Origin of the sequence: Enterobacter sp. JUb54, assembly GCF_014298075.1 — a bacterium.
GTDB classification, from domain to species: domain Bacteria; phylum Pseudomonadota; class Gammaproteobacteria; order Enterobacterales; family Enterobacteriaceae; genus Klebsiella; species Klebsiella lignicola.
The window spans coordinates 2,331,169-2,351,842 of the sequence record NZ_CP060418.1; the positions used below are offsets into that span (position 1 = coordinate 2,331,169).

The window sequence follows — 20,674 nt, forward strand, 5'->3', positions numbered from 1 at the left end:
CGCTCCATGACACAGGTTAGGGTTGATGAAAAAAAGCACCGAGATCCCTCTGACGCCGTTACAGAATGAAGGGCGATATCTTCCCGCCTATAAACGGCGCTACCACGTGATGGCGAAACCCAGCGGTTCAACCTGTAATCTTGACTGCCAGTACTGCTTTTATCTGCACAAAGAGCAGCTGCTGCACCAGCCGCACGATAGGGGGATGAGCGACGAGGTTCTGGAAAACTTTATCCGCCAGTATATTCAAAGCCAGGATGGCGAGGAGATCATCTTCTCCTGGCAAGGGGGAGAACCGACCCTGATGGGGCTGGATTTTTTCCATAAGGTGGTGGCGCTGCAAAAGAAATATCAGCCAAAACATCAGCGTATTGAGAACGATCTGCAGACCAATGGCGTGTTGATCAACGACCAGTGGGCGGCGTTTTTAAAAGCGCATAACTTCCTTGTGGGGGTCTCCATTGATGGCCCGCGCGAGCTCCATGACCGTTTTCGCGTAACCCGCAGCGGCAAGCCCACCTTTGATAAAGTGATGGAAGGCATTGCCGCCCTCAAGCGTCATCAGGTGCCTTTCAACGCGCTGGCGGTGATCAACCGTGTCAATGCCCGTTTTCCCCACGAGGTCTACCGGTTCCTGACTCAGGAACTTGGGGCGACCTATATTCAGTTCACCCCCTGCGTGGAGGCGGCGGAGTTTAAAACCACGGCCCCGCAGTTCTGGCAGGACGACACCATTCCGCTGACCGGCAGCCGGCGGGCTAAACCGGGGGATCTCGACTCCATCGTCACCGACTGGTCCGTTGACCCGGAGGACTGGGGCCATTTTCTGACCGCAACCTTTGATGACTGGGTCACCCACGATTTAGGCCGCGTACAGGTTAATCTGTTTGAAACCGCGGTGGTACAAACCATGGGACTGCCTTCTCAGTTGTGCATCACCGCACCGTTTTGCGGCAAAGCGCTGGCCATTGAGAAAAACGGCGACGTCTATTCCTGCGATCACTACGTCTACCCCGAGTACAAACTGGGGAACATCCGCGCCCACAAACTGGCGCATATGGTCTTTTCTGAACGGCAAAAAGTATTCGGTATGGGCAAAAAAGAGACCCTGCCCGCCTACTGCAAATCCTGCCCGCATCTGAATCTGTGCTGGGGAGAGTGCCCGAAAAATCGCATCGTGCGCGCCCCGGATGGTGAAGAGGGCCTCAACTATCTGTGCCCGGGCTTTCGCCACTTTTACGCGTCGGTCACCCCGACGCTGGAGAAAATCGCCGCCATGCTGAAATAGCTCCCGGCCACCCACGCGGCAGCGATCCCCGCATCGCGCCGCGCTTTTAGCCGCGCGCTGACTATTATTGCAGCGGCTTTCTTGTTATCTGCTGTGAGGTTACGTCTTTATTCGTCTTTTGCCGCTCATAGGGGGCTAGAAACGACAATCAAGGCATAGGTATAATCGCGCCATTCCGAGCAATGAATAGTATAAAAAATGGCCAAAATTGGATTTATCTCATTAGGGTGCCCGAAAAACCTCGTGGACTCCGAGCGCATTCTGACCGAACTGCGTACCGAAGGTTATGAAGTGGTTCCCAGCTACGACAATGCCGATATGGTTATCGTCAACACCTGCGGCTTTATCGACAGCGCGGTCCAGGAATCGCTGGAAACCATCGGTGAAGCGTTAAAAGAAAACGGCAAAGTTATCGTTACCGGTTGCCTGGGCGCTAAAGAAGATCAGATTCGTGAAGTGCATCCGAAAGTGCTTGAGATCACCGGCCCGCACAGCTACGAGCAGGTTCTGGAGCATGTTCACCACTACACGCCTAAGCCAAAGCACAACCCGTTCCTGAGCCTGGTGCCGGAACAGGGCGTGAAGCTGACGCCGCGTCATTACGCCTATCTGAAAATTTCCGAAGGCTGTAACCACCGCTGCACCTTCTGCATTATCCCGTCGATGCGTGGCGACCTGGTCAGCCGTCCGATTGGCGAAGTGCTTTCCGAAGCCAAACGCCTGGCCGATGCCGGCGTTAAAGAGCTGCTGGTCATCTCCCAGGATACGTCTGCTTACGGCGTCGATGTTAAACATCGCACCGGCTTCCACGACGGCATGCCGGTCAAAACCAGCATGGTCAGCCTGTGTGAAGAGCTGGCGAAGCTGGGGATCTGGGTGCGCCTGCACTACGTCTATCCGTACCCGCACGTGGATGACGTGATCCCGTTAATGGCCGCCGGCAAAATTCTGCCGTACCTGGATATCCCGCTGCAGCACGCCAGCCCGCGTATTCTGAAACTGATGAAACGCCCGGGTTCTGCGGACCGTCAGCTGGCGCGCATCAAGCAGTGGCGTGAAATCTGCCCGGACCTGACCCTGCGTTCGACCTTTATCGTCGGCTTCCCGGGTGAAACCGAAGAAGATTTCCAGATGCTGCTCGACTTCCTGAAAGATGCCCGCCTCGATCGCGTCGGCTGCTTCAAATACAGCCCGGTTGAAGGCGCCACCGCCAACGAACTGGCGGATCAGGTCCCGGAAGAGGTAAAAGAAGAGCGCTGGAACCGCTTTATGCAGCTTCAGCAGCAGATTTCCGCCGAACGCCTGCAGGAAAAAGTGGGCCGTGAAGTGATGGTGCTGATCGACGAAGTTGACGAAGAAGGCGCGATTGGCCGCAGCATGGCCGATGCCCCGGAAATCGACGGCGCGGTCTACCTGAACGGCGAAACCAAGGTCAAACCAGGCGACGTGGTGCGTGTGAAAGTTGAACACGCCGACGAATACGACCTGTGGGGCAGCCGGGTTTAAGTCCTCTCTCTGAGCTTATCCCGGATTGCGGCGCTAACGCGCCTGATCCGGGTGTCAGTCTGTAGCCCCGGTAAGCGACAACGCCACCGGGGAATTCTACCTTATCCCTTTATCTTCGGATCCAGCGCATCGCGCAGGCCGTCTCCCAGCAGATTAAACGCCAGCACCGTCAGGAAAATCGCAATCGCCGGAAACAGCGCCACGTGCGGTGCCATTACCATATCCGCGCGCGCTTCGTTGAGCATCGCCCCCCACTCCGGCGTCGGCGGCTGCGCCCCCAGTCCGAGGAAAGAAAGACTGGCGGCGGAGATAATCGATACCCCGATACGCATGGTGAAATAGACCACGATCGACGATACCGTGCCGGGCAAAATATGGCTGAACAGGATCGTCATATCGCTGGCGCCAATGCTGCGTGCCGACTCGATAAAGGTCTGCTGCTTGAGCACCAGGGTATTCCCGCGCACCAGTCGGGCAAAGGCCGGGATCGAGAAGATCGCCACCGCAATGATCACGTTTGACATGCCGCTGCCCATCACCGCCACCACCGCAATCGCCAGCAGGATCCCAGGGAACGCGAACAGCACATCGCAGATGCGCATGATGATGCGGTCCCACCAGCCTTCGTAATACCCGGCCAGTAAACCGAGCACGGTGCCAATCACCGCGCCGATCAGCACCGCCAGCACCCCGGCCGCCAGTGAAATCCGCGCGCCGACCAGCACCCGGCTAAAGATATCCCGCCCTAACGAATCCACGCCAAACCAGTGGATCATCGACGGGCCGTCATTGAGCCGGTCATAATCGAAATAGTTTTCCGCATCGAACGGCACGATCCACGGTGCCACCAGCGCAAGCATAATCAGCAGCAGGACAAATACCCCCGCCCCCATCGCCACCGGCTGACGACGAAATCGCCGCCAGAACTCGCGCCACGGCGTGCGGATGTGTCCGGGCCTGATGCCCGGCATCGCGTTGATAACCGCCTGCCTTCTCCAGTTGAGCAATCGCACCTTACTTGTACCTGATAGCCGGGTTAATGGCGGCATACAGCACATCCACCACTAAATTGATAAGAATAAACTCCAGCGAAAAGAGGAGAACTTCCGCCTGAATCACCGGATAATCGCGCATCTCCACCGAATCCACCAGCAACCGCCCGAGACCTGGCCAGTTAAAGACCTTCTCGACCACAATCGAACCTCCGAGCAGAAAGCCGAACTGCAGCCCCATCATGGTGACGACCGGGATCATGGCGTTGCGCAGACCATGTTTGAGCACCACCAGCGTCTCGCTCACCCCTTTGGCGCGGGCGGTGCGCATATAGTCTTCATGCAGAACATCGACAAACGAGGCCCGGGTAAACCGCGCCATCACCGCCGCCACCGCCGCCCCCAACGTCAGCGAAGGCAGAATATAGTGTCGCCAGCTATCGGCGCCTACCGTCGGCAACCAGCCCAGCTCCACCGAGAACACCTGCATCAGCAGCATCCCCAGCGCAAAGGCCGGAAATGAGATCCCGGTGACCGCCAGCGCCATCCCCAGCCGGTCGGGCCAGCGATTCCGCCACACGGCGGCCACAATCCCCGCCGCCATGCCAAAGATCACCGCCCAGCTCATGCTGGCGAGCGTCAGCCACAGCGTCGGCATAAAGCGGCTGGCGATTTCGCTGCTGACCGGGCGACGCGACGCCATCGAGGTGCCAAAATCGCCCTGCAGCACGCTGGTGATGTAGTGCCAGAACTGCACATGCAGCGGCTGGTCAAGCCCCAACTGCTGGCGCACCATCGCCACCACCTGCGCGTCGGCCTCCGGACCGGCAATCAGCCGCGCCGGATCGCCGGGCAGCATATGCACGAACAAAAACACCAGCACCGCCACAATCAGCAGGGTTGGGATCAGGCCCAGCAGGCGCTTAAGCACATAGTTGAGCATCATCCCCCCTTTGCCTGCAGGTCTGCATCCCTCTCCCGACGTGGGAGAGGGTCAGGGTAGATACCATCACTGTGCTAAATCCGCCTGTTCAAAGCTAAATCCGGTATCCGGCTGAATATAGAAACCACTGAGGGTCTTGCTATGGGCCGAGACCAGTTTTTCGACCACCAGCGGTACCCACGGCGACTCTTTCCAGATAGTCTCCTGCGCCGCTTTGTAGAGCCGCGTTTTTTCCTGCACGTCGGTGGTTTTCAGGGCGTCGCTGAGGTCTTTATCCACCTGCGGATTGCCATAGAAGGCGGTGTTGAACAGGGTTGGCGGCCAGTTTTGCGAAGCAAACAGCGGCGACAGCGCCCAGTCGGCTTCGCCCGTTGAGGCGGACCAGCCGGTGTAGAACATCCGCACCCCGCTCTCTTTCTGCCCTTTGCCTTCCACTTCCGCCGCACGCTGGCCAGCATCCATCGCCGTCAGCTGCGCCTTAATCCCCACCTGCGCCAGCTGCTGTTGGGTAAACTGCAGCACTTTCTGCGCGGTGCTGTGGTTATGCGACGACCACAGAGTGGTGCTGAAACCGTTAGGGTAACCGGCCTCTTTCAGCAGTTCGCGAGCTTTCGCCGGATCGTACGGCCACGGTTTAAAGCTCTCGGCATAGGCAATCGACGGCGGCACAACGCCGGTCGCCGGGGTGGCGTAACCCGCAAAGGCGACTTTCACCAGCGCCTGGCGGTTGATGGCGTAGTTGATCGCTTCCCGCACTTTCGGGTTATCGAACGGCTTTTGCGTGACGTTCATGCTGATGTAGCGCTGCATGATTGACGGGCTGGCCACCAGCTCCAGCTTGCTGTTTTTCTCCAGCAGCGGGGCCTGCTCGTAGGGGATCGGGAAGGCAAACTGCGCCTCGCCGGTTTGCAGCATCGCCGCACGGGTATTGTTATCCACCACCGGACGCCAGGTGATCGAGTCCAGCTTCGGCAGGCCTGGCTGCCAGTAACCGGCAAATTTCGTCACTTTGACAAAATCGGTCTGATTCCAGGTGTCGAGCTTATACGGCCCGGTCCCTACCGGATGGAAGCCAATCTCCTTGCCGTATTTTTTCAGCGCCGCCGGGGAGATCATCGCCGTTGCCGGGTGGGCCAGGATGTTGATGAACGCTGAGAAAGGCTGCTTAAGGGTGATCTTCACCGTCGTCGGGTCAACGACGTCGGTGCTGGCGATATTTTTATACAGGTTGTAGCGTTTGAGGTGGTTGTCCGGGTTGCTGGCGCGGTCGAGGTTGGCCTTCACCGCATCGGCATTAAAATCGCTGCCGTCCTGGAACTTGACGCCCGAATGCAGCTTGATGGTGTAGACCAGGCCGTCCGGCGAAATCGTGTAGCTTTCCGCCAGCACGTTCTGCAGCTTCATCTCCTTATCAAGACCAAACAGGCCTTGATAAAAAGACTTTGCGACCGCCTGTGACAGGGTGTCATTGGCGTCATAAGGATCAAGGGTCGTAAAGTTAGAACCGACCGCCACGACGACATCTTTGGCGGCAAAGGCCGGGCTTGCAGCCAGCGCCGACACGATGCCCAGCGCCAACAACCCTTTGCGTAATACGCGTTGTGTCATGTTGTTCTCCTGAATACTGTTTTGTTAGTGTCGTTGTTATCTTCCCAGCACGTCGGCGACGGGTTCCCTGGCGACATAATGCCCCGGTCCCACCTGTTGTAACGGCGTGCTGATGACCTCTTCCCCGCGCTTGTAAATATTGCCCGGCAGTTCGTCAGACAGCAGCACGCGCTGCGGATGACGATGCGCCGGGTCGGCCACCGGTACGGCGGCCATCAGTTTGCGGGTATAAGGATGCTGCGGGTTTTCAAACACGGCGCGACGTGGGCCAATCTCAACGATGCGCCCACGATACATCACCGCTACGCGGTGGCTGATGCGTTCAACCACCGCCATATCGTGCGAAATAAACAGGAAGGCGATGCCCATTTCGCGCTGTAAATCGAGCATCAGATTAATAATCTGCGCGCGGATCGACACATCAAGCGCCGAGACTGCTTCATCGGCAATCACCACTTTCGGGTTGAGCGCCAGCGCGCGGGCGATGCAAACCCGCTGACGCTGGCCGCCGGAAAACTCATGCGGATAACGCCAGGCGTGTTCCGGCTGCAGGCCAACGCGCTCCAGCAGCCAGCTGACGCGCTGACGTGCGGCCTCGCCCTCAAGCATGCCGTGGATCCGCAGCGGCTCCATAATCGAATAGCCGATGGTTTGTCGCGGGTCGAGCGAGGCGAACGGATCCTGGAAAATAAACTGGATATCGCGGCGCAGCGCCTGCAGCTTGCTGTTGGCCAGGGTATCGATGCGCTCACCGTTAAAGACGATCGAACCGCCCTGCGTCGCCACCAGCCGCAATAACGCGCGCCCGGTGGTTGACTTGCCGCAGCCGGACTCGCCGACCAACGACAGGGTTTCCCCCGGCCACAAATCGAAGCTGACCTTTTCCACCGCGTGAACTTCCCGGGTGATGCGGTTCAGAATGCCGCTGCGCAGCGGAAAGCGCGCCACCAGGTCGCGCACTTTGAGAATCGGCTCGCCGCTCCCCACCGTGTTCTGTTGTTCCTCTTCCGACGGTTCTTGCGCGAGCAGCGGGAAACGGCGCGGCAGCACGCTGCCGCGCATCGCCCCCAACCGCGGTACCGCCGCCAGCAGCGCCTGGGTATACGGATGCTGCGGCGCGCGGAAAATCTCCTCCACGCTGCCGCTCTCTACCGCTTCACCGCGGTACATCACCAGCACCCGGTCGGCGATATCGGCCACCACGCCCATATCGTGGGTGATAAAAATTACCCCCATCGCCATCTCTTTTTGCAGTACGGCGATGAGCTGCAGAATCTGTGCCTGGATGGTGACATCCAGCGCGGTGGTCGGTTCATCGGCGATCAGCACCGCCGGGCGGCACGACAGCGCCATCGCGATCATCACCCGCTGGCGCATCCCGCCGGATAGCTGATGCGGATAGCGCGAGAGCATCGTTTCTGCTTCGGGAATGCGTACCTGATCGAGCATTTTCTTCGCTTCCCGCAGCGCCGCCTCACGCCCTAATCCCTGGTGTAGTCGCAGGGATTCGGCGATCTGCTCCCCGACGGTAAACACCGGGTTCAGCGAGGTCATTGGCTCCTGGAAAATCATCGCCATGTCGGCCCCGCGCACGCTGCGCATCCCGGCGTCGGACAGCGCGTCGAGGGCGATGACCTGGCCGTTGCGACGACGCAGCCTCAGCGCCTCGCTGCTGACCTGGCTCGCCGCCTGGTCGAGCAGACGCATCAGCGCCAGCGCGGTCACCGATTTGCCTGAACCAGACTCCCCGACGATGGCTAAGGTCTCGCCGCGCCGCAGGGTGAACGAAAGGTGTTGCACCGCAGCAAAGGTCGCCTGCTCCTGGCGAAACGCCACGTTCAGATCGCGTACCACCAGAACGTCACTGGCGTCGATATCTTGACTATGTGGCAACGCGCGTCCTCCTTATTCCCGATAGATCCCAATTGTCGGCGTATCGCCGGCATAGCACCAGGCCCGATACATGCCTTCGCTGTTAAACGGCAGCACCACGTTGCCTTCTCTGTCGATGGCAATCAGCCCGCCGCTGCCGCCAAGCGCCGGCAGTTTTTCCATCACCACCCGCTCGCAGGCGTCGAACAGGCTGAGGTTGCCATACTCCATCAGCGCGGCGATATCGTAGGCCGCCATCGCACGGATGAACACCTCGCCGGTGCCGGTACAGGAGACCGCCACGCTGGCGTTATTGGCATAGCACCCGGCCCCCGGCAGCGGGCTGTCGCCAACGCGGCCGGGCAGTTTATTGGTCATGCCGCCGGTCGAGGTCGCGGCGGCCAGATTACCGTTCAGATCCAACGCCACGGCACCGACGGTGCCCATTTTTTGCCGCTCATCCAGCGGCGCGGCGTGGTGATCGAGCACGATGACATCGTCACTCTGGGCCTGCTGGAGCTGCAGCCGCCGCTCGGTGGTCGAAAACAGATCGTTGTCGACCTGCGCCATTCCGTGGGAGGCGGCAAACGCCTCGGCCCCTTCGCCAATCAGCAGCACGTGCGGGCTACGCTCAAGCACCAGACGCGCCGCCAGCACCGGGTTACGCAGATGTTTGACCCCGGCGACCGCCCCAACCTGCAGCTGGTTGCCGTCCATCACGCAGGCGTCCAGTTCGTGGGTGGCGTCGCGGGTAAAGACCGAGCCGATCCCGGCATTAAACAGCGGACACTCTTCCAGCAGCCGCACCGCTTCGGTCACCGTATCCAGCGCGCTGGCCCCTGCTGCCAGCATTTTTTGCCCGCTGTCGACAATCTCTGAGAGCGCCGCCACATACTGCCGCTCGCGCTCCGGTGTCATGGTCGCGCGCGTCAATGCGCCCGCTCCGCCATGAATTGCTATCACCGCCTTGCCCATTCAGCGATCCCTTAACGATGTGTGTCTTAACCTGACATCCTGTAAACCACCACTGAGTGGCAAAGAGTGTCCATGGATAATTTTATGTATAAATATCATTATCGTGCTGACAGTCCTATACAATTTTGGAATATAGAAAGCGCATCCGCAGGTGTTAGCACAAACGGTGAAGCCGTATGGACGGCAACGCTTTTCTGGCATAATGCCCCTTTCGTAGTTTTACCCGCAGGAGAGCCCCATGGATTTTAACGCCGGACTGATGCCCCTCGACACAGCCCTGACAGAAATGCTCAATCGAATTACGCCGCTGAGTGCGTTGGAAACCGTACCGCTGTTGCAGGCCTTTTCCCGCGTGACTGCCCATGATCTTAGCTCGCCGCTGGACGTTCCTGGCTTTGATAACTCGGCGATGGATGGCTATGCCGTGCGACTGGCCGACCTCGCCGACGGCGCCGCGCTGCCGGTGGCGGGTAAAGCCTTCGCCGGGCAGCCTTTTCACGCGCCGTGGCCTGCCGGAAGCTGCATCCGCATTATGACCGGCGCGCCGATCCCGCCAGGCTGCGATGCGGTGGTGATGCAGGAAGAGACCGAACAGACCGACGACGGCGTGCGTTTCCTTGCACCGGTGAAAGCCGGACAGAACATTCGCCTGCGCGGGGAAGACATCGCCGCCGGCGCCGTGGTGTTCCCGGCGGGGACCCGTTTAACCGTCGCCGAACTGCCGGTCCTGGCGTCACTGGGGATTGCGCAAGTCGAAGTGGTACGCCAAGTGCGCGTCGCGGTGTTCTCAACCGGGGACGAACTCCAGCTGCCGGGCCAGCCGCTTGGCGACGGGCAAATCTACGATACCAACCGCCTGGCCGTGCACCTGATGCTGCAACAGCTGGGGTGTGAGGTCATTAACCTTGGCATTATCCCTGACGATCCGGACAAGCTGCGCGCCGCCTTTATCGAGGCGGACCAGCAGGCCGACGTGGTGATTAGCTCCGGCGGCGTCTCCGTCGGGGAAGCGGATTACACCAAAACCATCCTTGAAGAGCTGGGTGAAATTGGCTTCTGGAAGCTGGCTATCAAACCGGGCAAACCTTTTGCCTTCGGTAAACTGAACACCAGCTGGTTCTGCGGTCTGCCTGGAAACCCGGTTTCCGCGACCCTGACCTTCTACCAGCTGGTGCAGCCGCTGCTGGCGAAGCTGAGCGGCAATCACGGCCAGGTTCAGCCTACCCGCCTGCGCGTACGCGCCGCCGCCCGCTTGAAAAAATCACCGGGACGCCTCGACTTCCAGCGCGGCGTGCTCCAGCGCACTCCGGATGGTGAACTGGTGGTCAGCTCTACCGGTCACCAGGGTTCGCATATTTTCAGCTCTTTCAGCCTCGGCAACTGTTTTATTGTGCTCGAACGTGAACGCGGCCATGTTGAAGCCGGGGAATGGGTGGAAGTCGAGCCCTTCAACCATCTGTTCGGGGGACTGTAATGGGCGTCGAGCTGAGCGATGAGGAGATGCTGCGCTACAACCGACAAATCATCCTGCGCGGGTTTGATTTTGACGGTCAGGAGCAGCTGAAGGCCTCGCGGGTGCTGGTGGTCGGCCTCGGCGGACTCGGCTGCGCCGCCGCGCAGTATCTGGCCGCAGCGGGCGTCGGCCAACTGACGCTGCTGGATTTCGATACCGTCGCGCTCTCCAATTTACAGCGTCAGACGCTGCACAGCGATGCCACCATCGGCCAGCCGAAAGTCGATTCCGCGCGCGACGCGCTGGCGCGTATTAACCCCCATGTTCAGCTCACCCCAGTGAATGCCCTGCTGGACGAAGAGAGCTTGCGGGCGCAGATCGCCGTCCACGACCTGGTGCTCGACTGCACCGATAATGTCGCTATTCGTAACCAGCTGAACGCCGGCTGTTTCCTGCACAAAACACCGCTGGTGTCCGGTGCTGCCATCCGCATGGAAGGCCAGATCAGCGTCTTTACCTGGCAGGAGGACGAGCCGTGCTATCGCTGCCTGAGCCGCCTGTTTGGTGAAAACGCCCTCACCTGCGTTGAGGCAGGGGTGATGGCGCCGCTGGTTGGGGTTATCGGCACGCTACAGGCGATGGAAGCAATCAAAGTGCTCACCCACTACGGCACGCCGGCGGCGGGTAAAATAGTGATGTACGATGCAATGACCTGCCAGTTTCGCGAAATGAAGCTGCTGCGTGACCCGCAGTGCGAAGTGTGCGCTCGCCACTAATCTACTAACCGGCGGCGCCCGCCGCCGGATAATCTGTGACCGGATCCGCCTTTCCCTCTTCTTCCTGATGAGATCTCTTCTGCTTGTTGATTTGCATCAATGCCACTTTCATTCGAAAGTAATTTAATCTTCATATGCAAAAAGAGGGTAAATCATGATCTTCAACATTCAGCGCTATTCTACCCATGACGGTCCAGGGATTCGCACCGTCGTCTTCCTGAAAGGCTGTTCGTTGGGTTGCCGCTGGTGCCAGAATCCGGAAAGCCGCGCCCGCAGCGCCGACCTGCTGTACGACGCGCGCTTGTGCCTCGACGGCTGTGACCTGTGCCAGCAGGCCGCGCCGGAAGTGATTACCCGCACTCTCGACGGTCTGATTATCCATCGCGAAAAGCTCACCGATGACCATTATACCCGGCTGCGCGAATGCTGCCCGACCACCGCCCTCAGCGTCTGCGGCGAAGAGAAGAGCGTGGCGGAGATTATGGCAACCGTGCTGCGCGATAAACCCTTTTACGATCGCAGCGGCGGCGGGATCACCCTCTCCGGCGGCGAACCGTTTATGAATCCTGAACTGGCGCAGCAGCTGTTGCAGGCCAGCCATGAAGCCGGGATCCATACCGCAGTTGAAACCTGCCTGCACGTGCCGTGGAAATACATTGCCCCTTCGCTGCCGTGGACCGATCTGTTTCTCGCTGACCTGAAACATGTCAACGAAGCCATCTTCAACCAGTGGACCGACGGCAGCGCACGACGGGTGCTCGATAACCTGCAACGGGTGGCGCAGGCCGGCAAGAAAATTATCATTCGCGTCCCGCTGATTCAGGGGTTCAACGCCGATGAAGCCGCCATTACCGCCATCACCGATTTTGCCGCCGACCGTCTGCAGGTCGCGGAGATTCATTTCCTGCCGTACCACACGCTGGGGATGAACAAATATCAGTTACTCAACCAGCCCTATACCGCTCCGGATAAACCGCTTGCTGACCCCGAGCTGCTCGCCTTCGCGCAGCACTATGCTCAGAGCAAAGGTTTAACGGCTACTTTACGAGGATAACCCCATGACCACCCTGAAACTTGATACGCTGAGCGCACGCATTCAGGCGCACAAAATGGCACTGGTACATATCGTTAAGCCGCCGGTGTGCACCGAGCGGGCGCAGCATTACACCACCGCTTATCAGCAGCATCTGGATAAGCCGATCCCGGTGCGTCGCGCGCTGGCGCTGGCCCATCACCTGGCCGAGCGCACTATCTGGATCAAGCACGACGAACTGATCGTTGGCAACCAGGCCAGCGAAGTCCGCGCCGCGCCAATCTTCCCGGAATATACCGTCAGCTGGATCGAAAAAGAGATCGATGACCTCGCCGATCGTCCTGGCGCCGGTTTTGCGGTCAGTGAAGAGAACAAGCAGGTACTGCATGAAATCTGCCCGTGGTGGCGTGGGCAAACCGTCCAGGATCGCTGCTACGGAATGTTTACCGATGAGCAAAAAGCGCTGCTGGCGACCGGCATTATTAAAGCCGAAGGCAATATGACCTCCGGCGATGCGCACCTGGCGGTTAACTATGCGCTGCTGCTGGAAAAAGGCCTCGACGGGATGCGCGCCAAGGTGGCCGAGCGCCGTTCACGCATCAACCTCACCGTGCTGGAAGATTTGCACGGCGAACAGTTCCTGAAAGCCATTGATATCGTGCTGGAGGCGGTAAGCCAGCACAGCAAGCGCTTTGCCGAACTGGCGCGGACGATGGCGGCGACCGAGACGCGCGCCACCCGCCGGGACGAGCTGCTGGCGATGGCGGAAAACTGCGACCATATCGCCCACGAGCCGCCGAAAACGTTCTGGCAGGCGCTGCAGCTGTGCTACTTCATCCAGCTGATCCTGCAGATTGAATCCAACGGCCACTCGGTCTCCTTTGGCCGTATGGACCAGTATCTCTATCCGTTCTACCGTCGCGACGTCGAGCTGCAGCAATCGCTGGAGCGCGAGCAGGCCATTGAACTGCTGCATAGCTGCTGGCTGAAGCTGCTGGAAGTGAACAAAATCCGCTCCGGCTCGCACTCGAAAGCCTCGGCGGGCAGCCCGCTGTATCAGAACGTCACCATCGGCGGACAAAACCTGATTAACGGTGCCCCGCAGGACGCGGTGAACCCGCTCTCCTATGCGATTCTGGAATCCTGCGGTCGCCTGCGTTCCACTCAGCCGAACCTCAGCGTGCGCTATCACGCCGGGATGAGTAACGACTTCCTCGACGCCTGCGTCCAGGTAATTCGCTGCGGCTTCGGGATGCCGGCGTTTAATAACGACGAAATCGTGATCCCGGAATTCATCAAGCTCGGCATCGAGCCGCAGGACGCCTACGACTACGCGGCCATCGGCTGCATCGAAACCGCGGTCGGCGGCAAGTGGGGCTATCGCTGCACCGGCATGAGCTTTATCAACTTCGCCCGGGTGATGCTGGCGGCGATGGAAGGCGGTCGCGACGCCACCAGCGGCGAGGTGTTCCTGCCGCAGGCGAAAGCCCTGTCCGCAGGCAACTTCACTGACTTCGACGAAGTGATGGCGGCATGGGATACGCAAATTCGTTACTACACCCGCAAATCGATCGAAATTGAGTATGTCGTGGATACCATGCTGGAAGAGAACGTCCATGACATTCTCTGCTCGGCGCTGGTGGATGACTGCATCGAGCGGGCGAAAAGCATTAAGCAGGGCGGCGCGAAATACGACTGGGTTTCCGGCCTGCAGGTCGGGATCGCCAACCTCGGCAACAGTCTGGTGGCGGTCAAGAAACTGGTGTTCGAGCAGGGAGCCATCGGCCAACAGCAGCTGGCGAAAGCGCTGGCGGAAGATTTCGACGGCCTGACCCACGAGCAGCTGCGTCAGCGTTTAATTAACGGCGCACCAAAATACGGTAACGATGATGACAGCGTGGACACCCTGCTGGCGCGCGCCTACCAGACCTACATCGATGAGCTGAAGCAGTATCACAACCCGCGTTATGGCCGGGGGCCGATTGGCGGCACCTACTATGCCGGGACGTCGTCTATCTCTGCTAACGTGCCGTTTGGTGCCCAGACCATGGCGACGCCGGACGGGCGTAAGGCGCATTCACCGCTGGCGGAAGGGGCCAGCCCGGCGTCCGGGACCGACCATTTGGGGCCAACGGCAGTAATCAGCTCGGTCGGCAAGCTGCCTACCGGTTCGATCCTCGGCGGCGTGCTGCTTAACCAGAAGCTGAACCCCGCGACGCTGGAGAACGAGTCCGATAAGCAGAAGCTGATGGTGCTGCTGCGCACCTTCTTCGAGGTGCATAAAGGCTGGCATATCCAGTACAACATCGTGTCGCGCGAAACGCTGCTGGAAGCGAAGAAACACCCCGACCAGTATCGCGATTTAGTGGTCCGCGTCGCCGGGTATTCTGCCTTCTTCACCGCCCTGTCGCCGGATGCCCAGGACGATATCATCGCCCGCACCGAGCATACGCTGTAAGGCACCTCCCCGGAGGCGGCGCGCTGCGCCTTGTCCGGGCTACACCCAGGCACAAGCCCCGTAGCCCGGACAGGTGCTCAGCACCGCCTCCGGGAATAACCCCCGCACCCAGCCCACATTGCCCGCTCCGTCGTAGCCCGGACAGGCGGTCACGCCGCCTCCGGGATTAACCCCCGCACCCAGCCTCATCGCCCCGCTCCGTCGTAGCCCGGACAGGCGGTCACGCCGCCTCCGGGATTAACCCCCGCACCAGCCCCATCGCCCCGCTCCGCCGTAGCCCGGACAGGCGGTCACGCCGCCTCCGGGAATAACTCCCACACCCAACCCCATCACCCCACTCCGCCGTAGCCCGGACAGGCGGTCACGCCGCCTCCGGGATTAACCCCCCGCACCCAGCCCCCATCGCCCCGCTCCGTCGTAGCCCGGACAGGCGGTCACGCCGCCTCCGGGATTAACCCCCGCACCCAGCCTCATCGCCCCGCTCCGTCGTAGCCCGGACCGGCGGTCACGCCGCCTCCGGGATTAACCCCCGCACCAGCCCCATCGCCCCGCTCCGCCGTAGCCCGGACAGGCGGTCACGCCGCCTCCGGGAATAACTCCCACACCCAACCCCATCACCCCACTCCGCCGTAGCCCGGACAGGCGGTCACGCCGCCTCCGGGATTAACCCCCCGCACCCAGCCCCCATCGCCCCGCTCCGTCGTAGCCCGGACCGGCGGTCACGCCGCCTCCGGGAATAACCCCGCACCCAGCCCACATTGATCGGCTGCGCCTGCGGGGTGTTAATGACTTTCATTCGAAATAAATTTGTGCTTCAGGTCACATTGTAATTAGAATGTTGCTGGTCGAAGTTAGCCAGGAGCCTTTGTTATGACCGTTAAAGTTATCGTCACTGATATGGACGGAACTTTTCTCAATGACGCCAAGCAGTACGATCGCCCGCGTTTTCTTGCGCAGTTCGCGCAACTTCAGCAGCAAGGTATTGAATTTGTTGTCGCCAGCGGCAACCAGTACTACCAGCTGATCTCATTTTTCCCGGAAATCCGCGAGCAGATCTCGTTTGTCGCCGAGAACGGCGCGCTGGTGTACGAACACGGCAAACAGCTGTTCCACGGCGAACTGACCCGTCACGAATCCCAGGTGGTGATTGGCGAACTGCTGAAAGACCGTCAGCTCAACTTCGTTGCCTGCGGCCTGGAGAGCGCCTACGTCAGCGATAAAGCCCCAGAGTCGTTTGTCGCATTGATGTCAAAGCACTACCACCGCCTGCAGCGCATCAGCGATTACCAGGCCATTGACGACACGCTGTTCAAGTTCTCCCTTAACCTGCCGGATAGCGAAATCCCGCAGCTTATCGATAAACTGCATGTCTCGCTGGACGGCATCATGAAGCCCGTCACCAGCGGTTTCGGCTTTGTCGATTTAATTATCCCCGGCCTGCACAAAGCCAACGGCATCAGCCGTCTGCTTAAGCGCTGGCAGATCTCGCCGCAGGAGTGCGTCGCCATTGGCGACAGCGGCAACGATGCGGAAATGCTGAAGCTGGTGAAATACGCTTTCGCCATGGGCAATGCCGCAGACAGCATCAAAGCCATCTCGTCATACGCCACCGATGACAACAATCATCACGGGGCGCTGAAGGTTATTCAGGCCGTTCTCGACCGGACCTCTCCCTTCAGCGACTGACCGCTAACCGGGGCGCCCTGCCCCGGCTTTTCCATTTTGTGCGCCCACTCTACTTTTTAAACTTGCATTAACTTTATTTTAACTTAAATTATCGTTTGTAAGATTAAATACTTTCGAATGAAAGATGAGTGAGGTCACCATGGCTGCTATCTATACCCACGAAACATTACCCGCCGACCACAAAACGGCGATTCGACACATGAAACAGCATCTGCGCGCGCAGATCGGCGATGTCCAGGCGGTATTCGACCGGCTGAGCGCGCGGATCGCGGCCCGTCTCGAAGAGATCGACACGCTGAAAGCCCGCGGCGAGGATGTCTGGCCGGTGATCCCATTCAGCGACATTGCTCAGGGCCAGGTCAGCGACGCCCAACGCGAGGCGGTTAAGCGTCGCGGCTGCGCGGTGATCAAAGGCCACTTCGCACGCGAGCGGGCGCTGGCCTGGGATAATTCGATGCTGGAATATCTCGACCGCAACCATTTCGATGATGTTTATAAAGGCCCTGGTGACACCTTCTTCGGCTCGCTCGACGCTTCCCGCCCCGAGATTTACCCGATTTACTGGTCGCAGGCGCAGATGCAGGCGCGACAAAGTGATGAGATGGCGGCGGTGCAATCCTTCCTGAACCGCCTGTGGACCTTTAACCACGACGGCAAGCAGTGGTTCGACCCGGACGTCAGCGTGATCTACCCGGACCGTATCCGCCGTCGTCCGCCGGGCACGACCTCGAAGGGGTTGGGTGCGCACACCGATTCCGGCGCGCTGGAACGCTGGTTACTCCCGGCCTACCAGCAGGTCTTTGCCAGCGTCTTCAACGGCAATATTGACGCTTACGACCCGTGGGATGCGGCGCACCGTACCGAAGTGGAAGAGTACACCGTCGATAACACCACCAAATGCTCGGTCTTCCGGACCTTCCAGGGCTGGACCGCCCTCTCCGACATGATCCCCGATCAGGGACTGCTGCACGTGGTGCCGATTCCGGAAGCGATGGCCTTTGTCCTGCTGCGCCCGCTGCTGGACGACGTCCCGGACGATGAGCTGTGCGGCGTGGCGCCGGGCAAAGTGCTGCCCATTTCAGAGAAATGGCACCCGCTGCTGATCAAAGCGCTCAGCTCCATTCCGGCGCTCAACGCCGGCGATTCGGTCTGGTGGCACTGCGATGTCATCCACTCGGTGGCGCCGGTGGAAAACCAGCAGGGCTGGGGCAACGTGATGTACATTCCCGCCGCGCCGATGTGTGAGAAAAACCTCGCCTACGCGCACAAAGTTAAAGTGGCTCTGGAAAACGGCGCATCGCCGGGGGACTTCCCCCGTGAAGATTACGAAGCCGACTGGCAGGAGCGTTTTACCCTCGCCGACCTGAACATCCACGGGAAACGAGCGCTGGGCATCGACGTCTAGTCGTCATACAGCCCGGCCTGCACCACCGCGGTATGGCGGTTACCAGAGCGTATCCGCCGTACCGAATCGCGCACCACCAACGTGCCGTGCAACAGCAACGATCCACGCGGCGCATCCGGGCGGATCAGCCGCTGTTGCAGCATGTGCACCGCTTCAATCCCCAGTTCATCTCGCGGAACGTGCACCGCAGTCAGCGGTACATCCTGAATCGCCGCCAGGTTAAACCCGTCGATGCTCATCACCGAAATATCCTGTGGCACCCGTAATCCGCGCTTTTGCAACGCGTTGACCGTGCCGGCGACCATGAAATCGCCGCCGACCAGAAACGCCGTCGGCAGCGGCTTACCCGCCTGGGCATCGAGCCACTCCTCTACCCGAGCCTCGGTATCTTTGGCGCTAAAGCTGGCGACGGTGAGCAGATCCCGCCCGTCGGCAAAGCGCATATTGCGCCCGCGCCAGGCCGCTTTAATACCGGCCAGCCGCAGTTCCATGGTATAGCGGCGCAGGCACATCACATTCAGCACCGCCCGGTGGCCCATTTCGAACAGATACTGCGCGGCAAACTGGCCGATCAACCGGTGATCCGGCGCAATCGACGCCAGGCGCATCCCTTCATCGCGGCAGTTGATCAATACGCAGGGTTTCGCCAGATCCGCCGCCAGATCGTGAATATGCGGATCGTCAATGCCCAGCAGGATCGCCGCCTCGGTTTCGGGTTCGTTCATGCGGGCCAGGAACAGGTTGGCATCGCTGTCGTTTTCTTCCAGCGCGCAGGTTCGCAGCCGCACTTCATGGGCACCCAGCGCCTGGTGAATACTCTGGATCACCCGGTAATAGTAGATATCCGAACGTTCATCAAACGCCCGCGGCGGTGCAAAGACCACCAGGCTATTGAGCAGCATGCGCCCGGCGGCAATGCCGTCCATTACCCCCATCTCGCGCGCGCAGGTCAGCACCGCCTGTCGGGCCTTTTCACTGGTGTTGGCTTTGCCGGCCAGCACCCGGGAGACGGTGCTCGCCGACATGCCGGTGCGGGCGGCGATATCGGCAATTTTTAGCTTTTTATCCATTTTGTGATCCAGCTCCATCTTCAAAATGAAAGAATTTTCATGGGCGGAAAACCCAGTCTATCAAGCAAAGGTTTGGCTCTGCTGTGAGCATTTCGCCACCTTATGAAAAAGCTTTCATAAATAACGCTACTGCCCACCTGTATTCTATCTTAACCTGAATTGGTCCGATAACTTCCATACTAGTCACGCGGACAAGGATATAAATAAAACAATATTATTCAATAAATTACAAGAATTGGTGTGACAACTCCGGGAGTGAGTGGGTCATGCCCCCTACATAAAAAATCTTGTGGAGAGTTCTATGAGCCAAGGCCTCAACAACGATATGGCCGCCAGCAAATCTCGCCGGGTGGTCAAAAATTTACGCTGGTGGATGCTGGTCCTGTTTTTACTCGGCGTCACCGTCAACTACATCACCCGCAACTCGCTGGGGATCATTGCCCCGGAACTGAAAGATACTCTGGGCATTACCACCGAGCAGTACTCCTGGATCGTCGGCGCGTTTCAGCTGGCCTATACCCTGTTCCAGCCGCTGTGCGGTTGGCTGATCGACGTGATCGGCCTGAAGCTCGGCTTTATGATCTGTGCCACCCTGTGGGCCATTGCCTGCATCGCCCACGCCGGGGCGGGCAACTGGCTGCACCTGGCGATTTTACGCTTCTTTATGGGGGGCGCGGAGGCCGCGGCCACGCCGGCCAACGCCAAAACCATCGGCGAATGGTTCCCGAAATCTGAGCGTCCGATTGCGGCCGGCTGGGCTGGCGTCGGGTTCTCCATCGGCGCCATGCTGGCACCGCCGATTATCTACTTCGCTCACGCCTCCTTCGGCTGGCAAGGGGCGTTTATGTTCACCGGGGTGTTGGCCCTGCTGTGGGTGGTGCTGTGGTGGGTGTTTTACAACAACCCTGATAAGCACCCTAACCTCAGCAAGAGCGAACTCGAGTTTATTCGCCAGGATAATGAGCCACCGGCGGTGAAGCTGCCCTTTTTCACCGCTCTGAAAACCGTCTCGAAAAATAAGCGCTTCTATGGGATCGCCATCCCGGCCTTTATGGCGGAACCGGCCTGGGCCGTATTGAGCTTCTGGGTGCCGCTCTATCTGGCGAAAGAGCACGGGATGGATCTGAAACAGATCGCCATGTTCGCCTGGCTGCCGTTCCTCGCCGCCGACCTCGGCAGCGTCGCCAGTGGCTATCTGACGAAACTGTATACCCGCTGGTTCGGCTGCACCCGGGTGAACTCGGTGGTCGCCAGCTCGGTCACCGGCGCCTTCCTGATGATTTCGCTGGCCCTCGTCGCCATTACCCGCGACCCGTATATCACCATCGTGCTGATCTCCATCGGCGGCTTCGGCCACCAGATCATCTCCTGCATGCTCAGCGCGCTGGTGGTGGAATCATTTGATAAAGGCCAGATGGCCACCGTCAACGGCATGCGTGGTTCCGCCGCCTGGATTGCCAGCTTCCTGTTCTCGCTATTAATCGGGGTGACCGCCGACAAAATCGGCTTCAACCCGCTGTTTATCGCCATGGGCTTCTTTGACCTGATTGGCGCCATCTTCCTGGTGACATTTATTGCAGAACGTCGCGCCAAACGCGCCTGAGAGTGG

Annotated in this window: 16 protein-coding genes; 9 read left to right on the forward strand and 7 right to left on the reverse strand. The window is 59.6% G+C overall.

Translation table 11 applies throughout. The features are described 5' to 3' along the window. Positions 1-25: 25 nt before the first annotated feature. Both HF679_RS10730 and rimO read left to right on the forward strand, forming a co-directional pair. Positions 26-1,288 carry an anaerobic sulfatase maturase gene (locus tag HF679_RS10730; RefSeq protein ID WP_154143416.1) on the forward strand — a complete coding sequence of 421 codons (1,263 nt, stop codon included), beginning with the start codon at positions 26-28 and terminating at the stop codon, positions 1,286-1,288. A 198-nt stretch (positions 1,289-1,486) separates the two neighbouring features. Then, positions 1,487-2,794 carry a 30S ribosomal protein S12 methylthiotransferase RimO gene (gene rimO, locus HF679_RS10735; protein ID WP_187042958.1) on the forward strand — a complete coding sequence of 436 codons (1,308 nt, stop codon included), beginning with the start codon at positions 1,487-1,489 and terminating at the stop codon, positions 2,792-2,794. A gap of 101 nt (positions 2,795-2,895) precedes the next feature. On the opposite strand, the gene gsiD is transcribed toward rimO, so the two are convergent. From gsiD to iaaA, 5 genes are all read right to left on the reverse strand, one after another. After that, positions 2,896-3,807: a glutathione ABC transporter permease GsiD gene (gene gsiD, locus HF679_RS10740; protein WP_187042959.1), complete on the reverse strand. Its 912-nt coding sequence runs from the start codon at positions 3,805-3,807 to the stop codon at positions 2,896-2,898. 1 nt (position 3,808) lies between these two features. Beyond that, positions 3,809-4,729 (reverse strand): glutathione ABC transporter permease GsiC, encoded by a 921-nt coding sequence (gene gsiC / locus HF679_RS10745; protein ID WP_123756097.1) that lies wholly within the window; start codon positions 4,727-4,729, stop codon positions 3,809-3,811. Positions 4,730-4,795: 66 nt separating this feature from the next. Continuing rightward, on the reverse strand, positions 4,796-6,337 hold the full coding sequence (gene gsiB, locus HF679_RS10750) for a glutathione ABC transporter substrate-binding protein GsiB (RefSeq protein ID WP_123756096.1): 1,542 nt from the start codon (positions 6,335-6,337) through the stop codon (positions 4,796-4,798). Between the two features lie 36 nt (positions 6,338-6,373). After that, on the reverse strand, positions 6,374-8,230 hold the full coding sequence (gene gsiA / locus HF679_RS10755) for a glutathione ABC transporter ATP-binding protein GsiA (RefSeq protein WP_154143419.1): 1,857 nt from the start codon (positions 8,228-8,230) through the stop codon (positions 6,374-6,376). Positions 8,231-8,242: 12 nt separating this feature from the next. Then, the gene (gene iaaA, locus HF679_RS10760; RefSeq protein ID WP_123756094.1) at positions 8,243-9,184 is read right to left on the reverse strand and encodes a beta-aspartyl-peptidase; all 942 of its coding nucleotides are present in this window, start codon (positions 9,182-9,184) and stop codon (positions 8,243-8,245) included. Positions 9,185-9,422: 238 nt separating this feature from the next. On the opposite strand from iaaA, the gene moeA reads away from it, so the two are divergent. The 4 genes from moeA to HF679_RS10780 all read left to right on the forward strand — a co-directional run bounded on the left by moeA (position 9,423) and on the right by HF679_RS10780 (position 14,904). Further along, positions 9,423-10,658, forward strand: a complete 1,236-nt coding sequence (gene moeA / locus HF679_RS10765; protein ID WP_187042960.1) for a molybdopterin molybdotransferase MoeA — start codon at positions 9,423-9,425, stop codon at positions 10,656-10,658. After that, complete coding sequence (gene moeB / locus HF679_RS10770; protein WP_187042961.1) at positions 10,658-11,413, forward strand: molybdopterin-synthase adenylyltransferase MoeB; 756 nt, start codon at positions 10,658-10,660, stop codon at positions 11,411-11,413. The genes moeA and moeB overlap by 1 nt, the downstream gene beginning before the upstream one ends. A gap of 154 nt (positions 11,414-11,567) precedes the next feature. Continuing rightward, positions 11,568-12,467 (forward strand): glycyl-radical enzyme activating protein, encoded by a 900-nt coding sequence (locus HF679_RS10775; protein WP_187042962.1) that lies wholly within the window; start codon positions 11,568-11,570, stop codon positions 12,465-12,467. Positions 12,468-12,471: 4 nt separating this feature from the next. Then, entirely contained in the window at positions 12,472-14,904 is a 2,433-nt protein-coding gene (locus HF679_RS10780; protein WP_187042963.1) for a formate C-acetyltransferase/glycerol dehydratase family glycyl radical enzyme, read from the forward strand. A gap of 39 nt (positions 14,905-14,943) precedes the next feature. Here HF679_RS10780 and HF679_RS10785 read toward each other — a convergent pair whose 3' ends face one another. Next, positions 14,944-15,093: a hypothetical protein gene (locus HF679_RS10785; RefSeq protein WP_187042964.1), complete on the reverse strand. Its 150-nt coding sequence runs from the start codon at positions 15,091-15,093 to the stop codon at positions 14,944-14,946. 681 nt (positions 15,094-15,774) lie between these two features. Between HF679_RS10785 and HF679_RS10790 the strand changes: the two genes are divergently transcribed. Continuing rightward, entirely contained in the window at positions 15,775-16,590 is an 816-nt protein-coding gene (locus tag HF679_RS10790) for a Cof-type HAD-IIB family hydrolase (protein ID WP_123756088.1), read from the forward strand. 139 nt (positions 16,591-16,729) lie between these two features. After that, positions 16,730-17,995: a DUF1479 domain-containing protein gene (locus HF679_RS10795; RefSeq protein WP_154143596.1), complete on the forward strand. Its 1,266-nt coding sequence runs from the start codon at positions 16,730-16,732 to the stop codon at positions 17,993-17,995. On the opposite strand, the gene HF679_RS10800 is transcribed toward HF679_RS10795, so the two are convergent. Beyond that, positions 17,992-19,083, reverse strand: coding sequence for a LacI family DNA-binding transcriptional regulator (locus HF679_RS10800; protein ID WP_187042965.1), 1,092 nt, complete (start codon positions 19,081-19,083; stop codon positions 17,992-17,994). The two genes, HF679_RS10795 and HF679_RS10800, sit on opposite strands and share 4 nt — an antisense overlap. Positions 19,084-19,366: 283 nt before the next feature. On the opposite strand from HF679_RS10800, the gene HF679_RS10805 reads away from it, so the two are divergent. Continuing rightward, the gene (locus HF679_RS10805; RefSeq protein WP_123756087.1) at positions 19,367-20,668 is read left to right on the forward strand and encodes an MFS transporter; all 1,302 of its coding nucleotides are present in this window, start codon (positions 19,367-19,369) and stop codon (positions 20,666-20,668) included. Positions 20,669-20,674: the final 6 nt, after the last annotated feature.

Coding starts and splice junctions, on each gene's coding strand:
- HF679_RS10730 (WP_154143416.1), top strand. CDS start 26: ATGAAAAAAAGCACCGAGATCCCTCTGACGCCGTTACAGAATGAAGGG.
- rimO (WP_187042958.1), top strand. CDS start 1,487: ATGGCCAAAATTGGATTTATCTCATTAGGGTGCCCGAAAAACCTCGTG.
- gsiC (WP_123756097.1), bottom strand. CDS start 4,729: ATGCTCAACTATGTGCTTAAGCGCCTGCTGGGCCTGATCCCAACCCTG.
- gsiB (WP_123756096.1), bottom strand. CDS start 6,337: ATGACACAACGCGTATTACGCAAAGGGTTGTTGGCGCTGGGCATCGTG.
- iaaA (WP_123756094.1), bottom strand. CDS start 9,184: ATGGGCAAGGCGGTGATAGCAATTCATGGCGGAGCGGGCGCATTGACG.
- moeA (WP_187042960.1), top strand. CDS start 9,423: ATGGATTTTAACGCCGGACTGATGCCCCTCGACACAGCCCTGACAGAA.
- moeB (WP_187042961.1), top strand. CDS start 10,658: ATGGGCGTCGAGCTGAGCGATGAGGAGATGCTGCGCTACAACCGACAA.
- HF679_RS10775 (WP_187042962.1), top strand. CDS start 11,568: ATGATCTTCAACATTCAGCGCTATTCTACCCATGACGGTCCAGGGATT.
- HF679_RS10780 (WP_187042963.1), top strand. CDS start 12,472: ATGACCACCCTGAAACTTGATACGCTGAGCGCACGCATTCAGGCGCAC.
- HF679_RS10785 (WP_187042964.1), bottom strand. CDS start 15,093: ATGAGGCTGGGTGCGGGGGTTAATCCCGGAGGCGGCGTGACCGCCTGT.
- HF679_RS10790 (WP_123756088.1), top strand. CDS start 15,775: ATGACCGTTAAAGTTATCGTCACTGATATGGACGGAACTTTTCTCAAT.
- HF679_RS10795 (WP_154143596.1), top strand. CDS start 16,730: ATGGCTGCTATCTATACCCACGAAACATTACCCGCCGACCACAAAACG.
- HF679_RS10800 (WP_187042965.1), bottom strand. CDS start 19,083: ATGGAGCTGGATCACAAAATGGATAAAAAGCTAAAAATTGCCGATATC.
- HF679_RS10805 (WP_123756087.1), top strand. CDS start 19,367: ATGAGCCAAGGCCTCAACAACGATATGGCCGCCAGCAAATCTCGCCGG.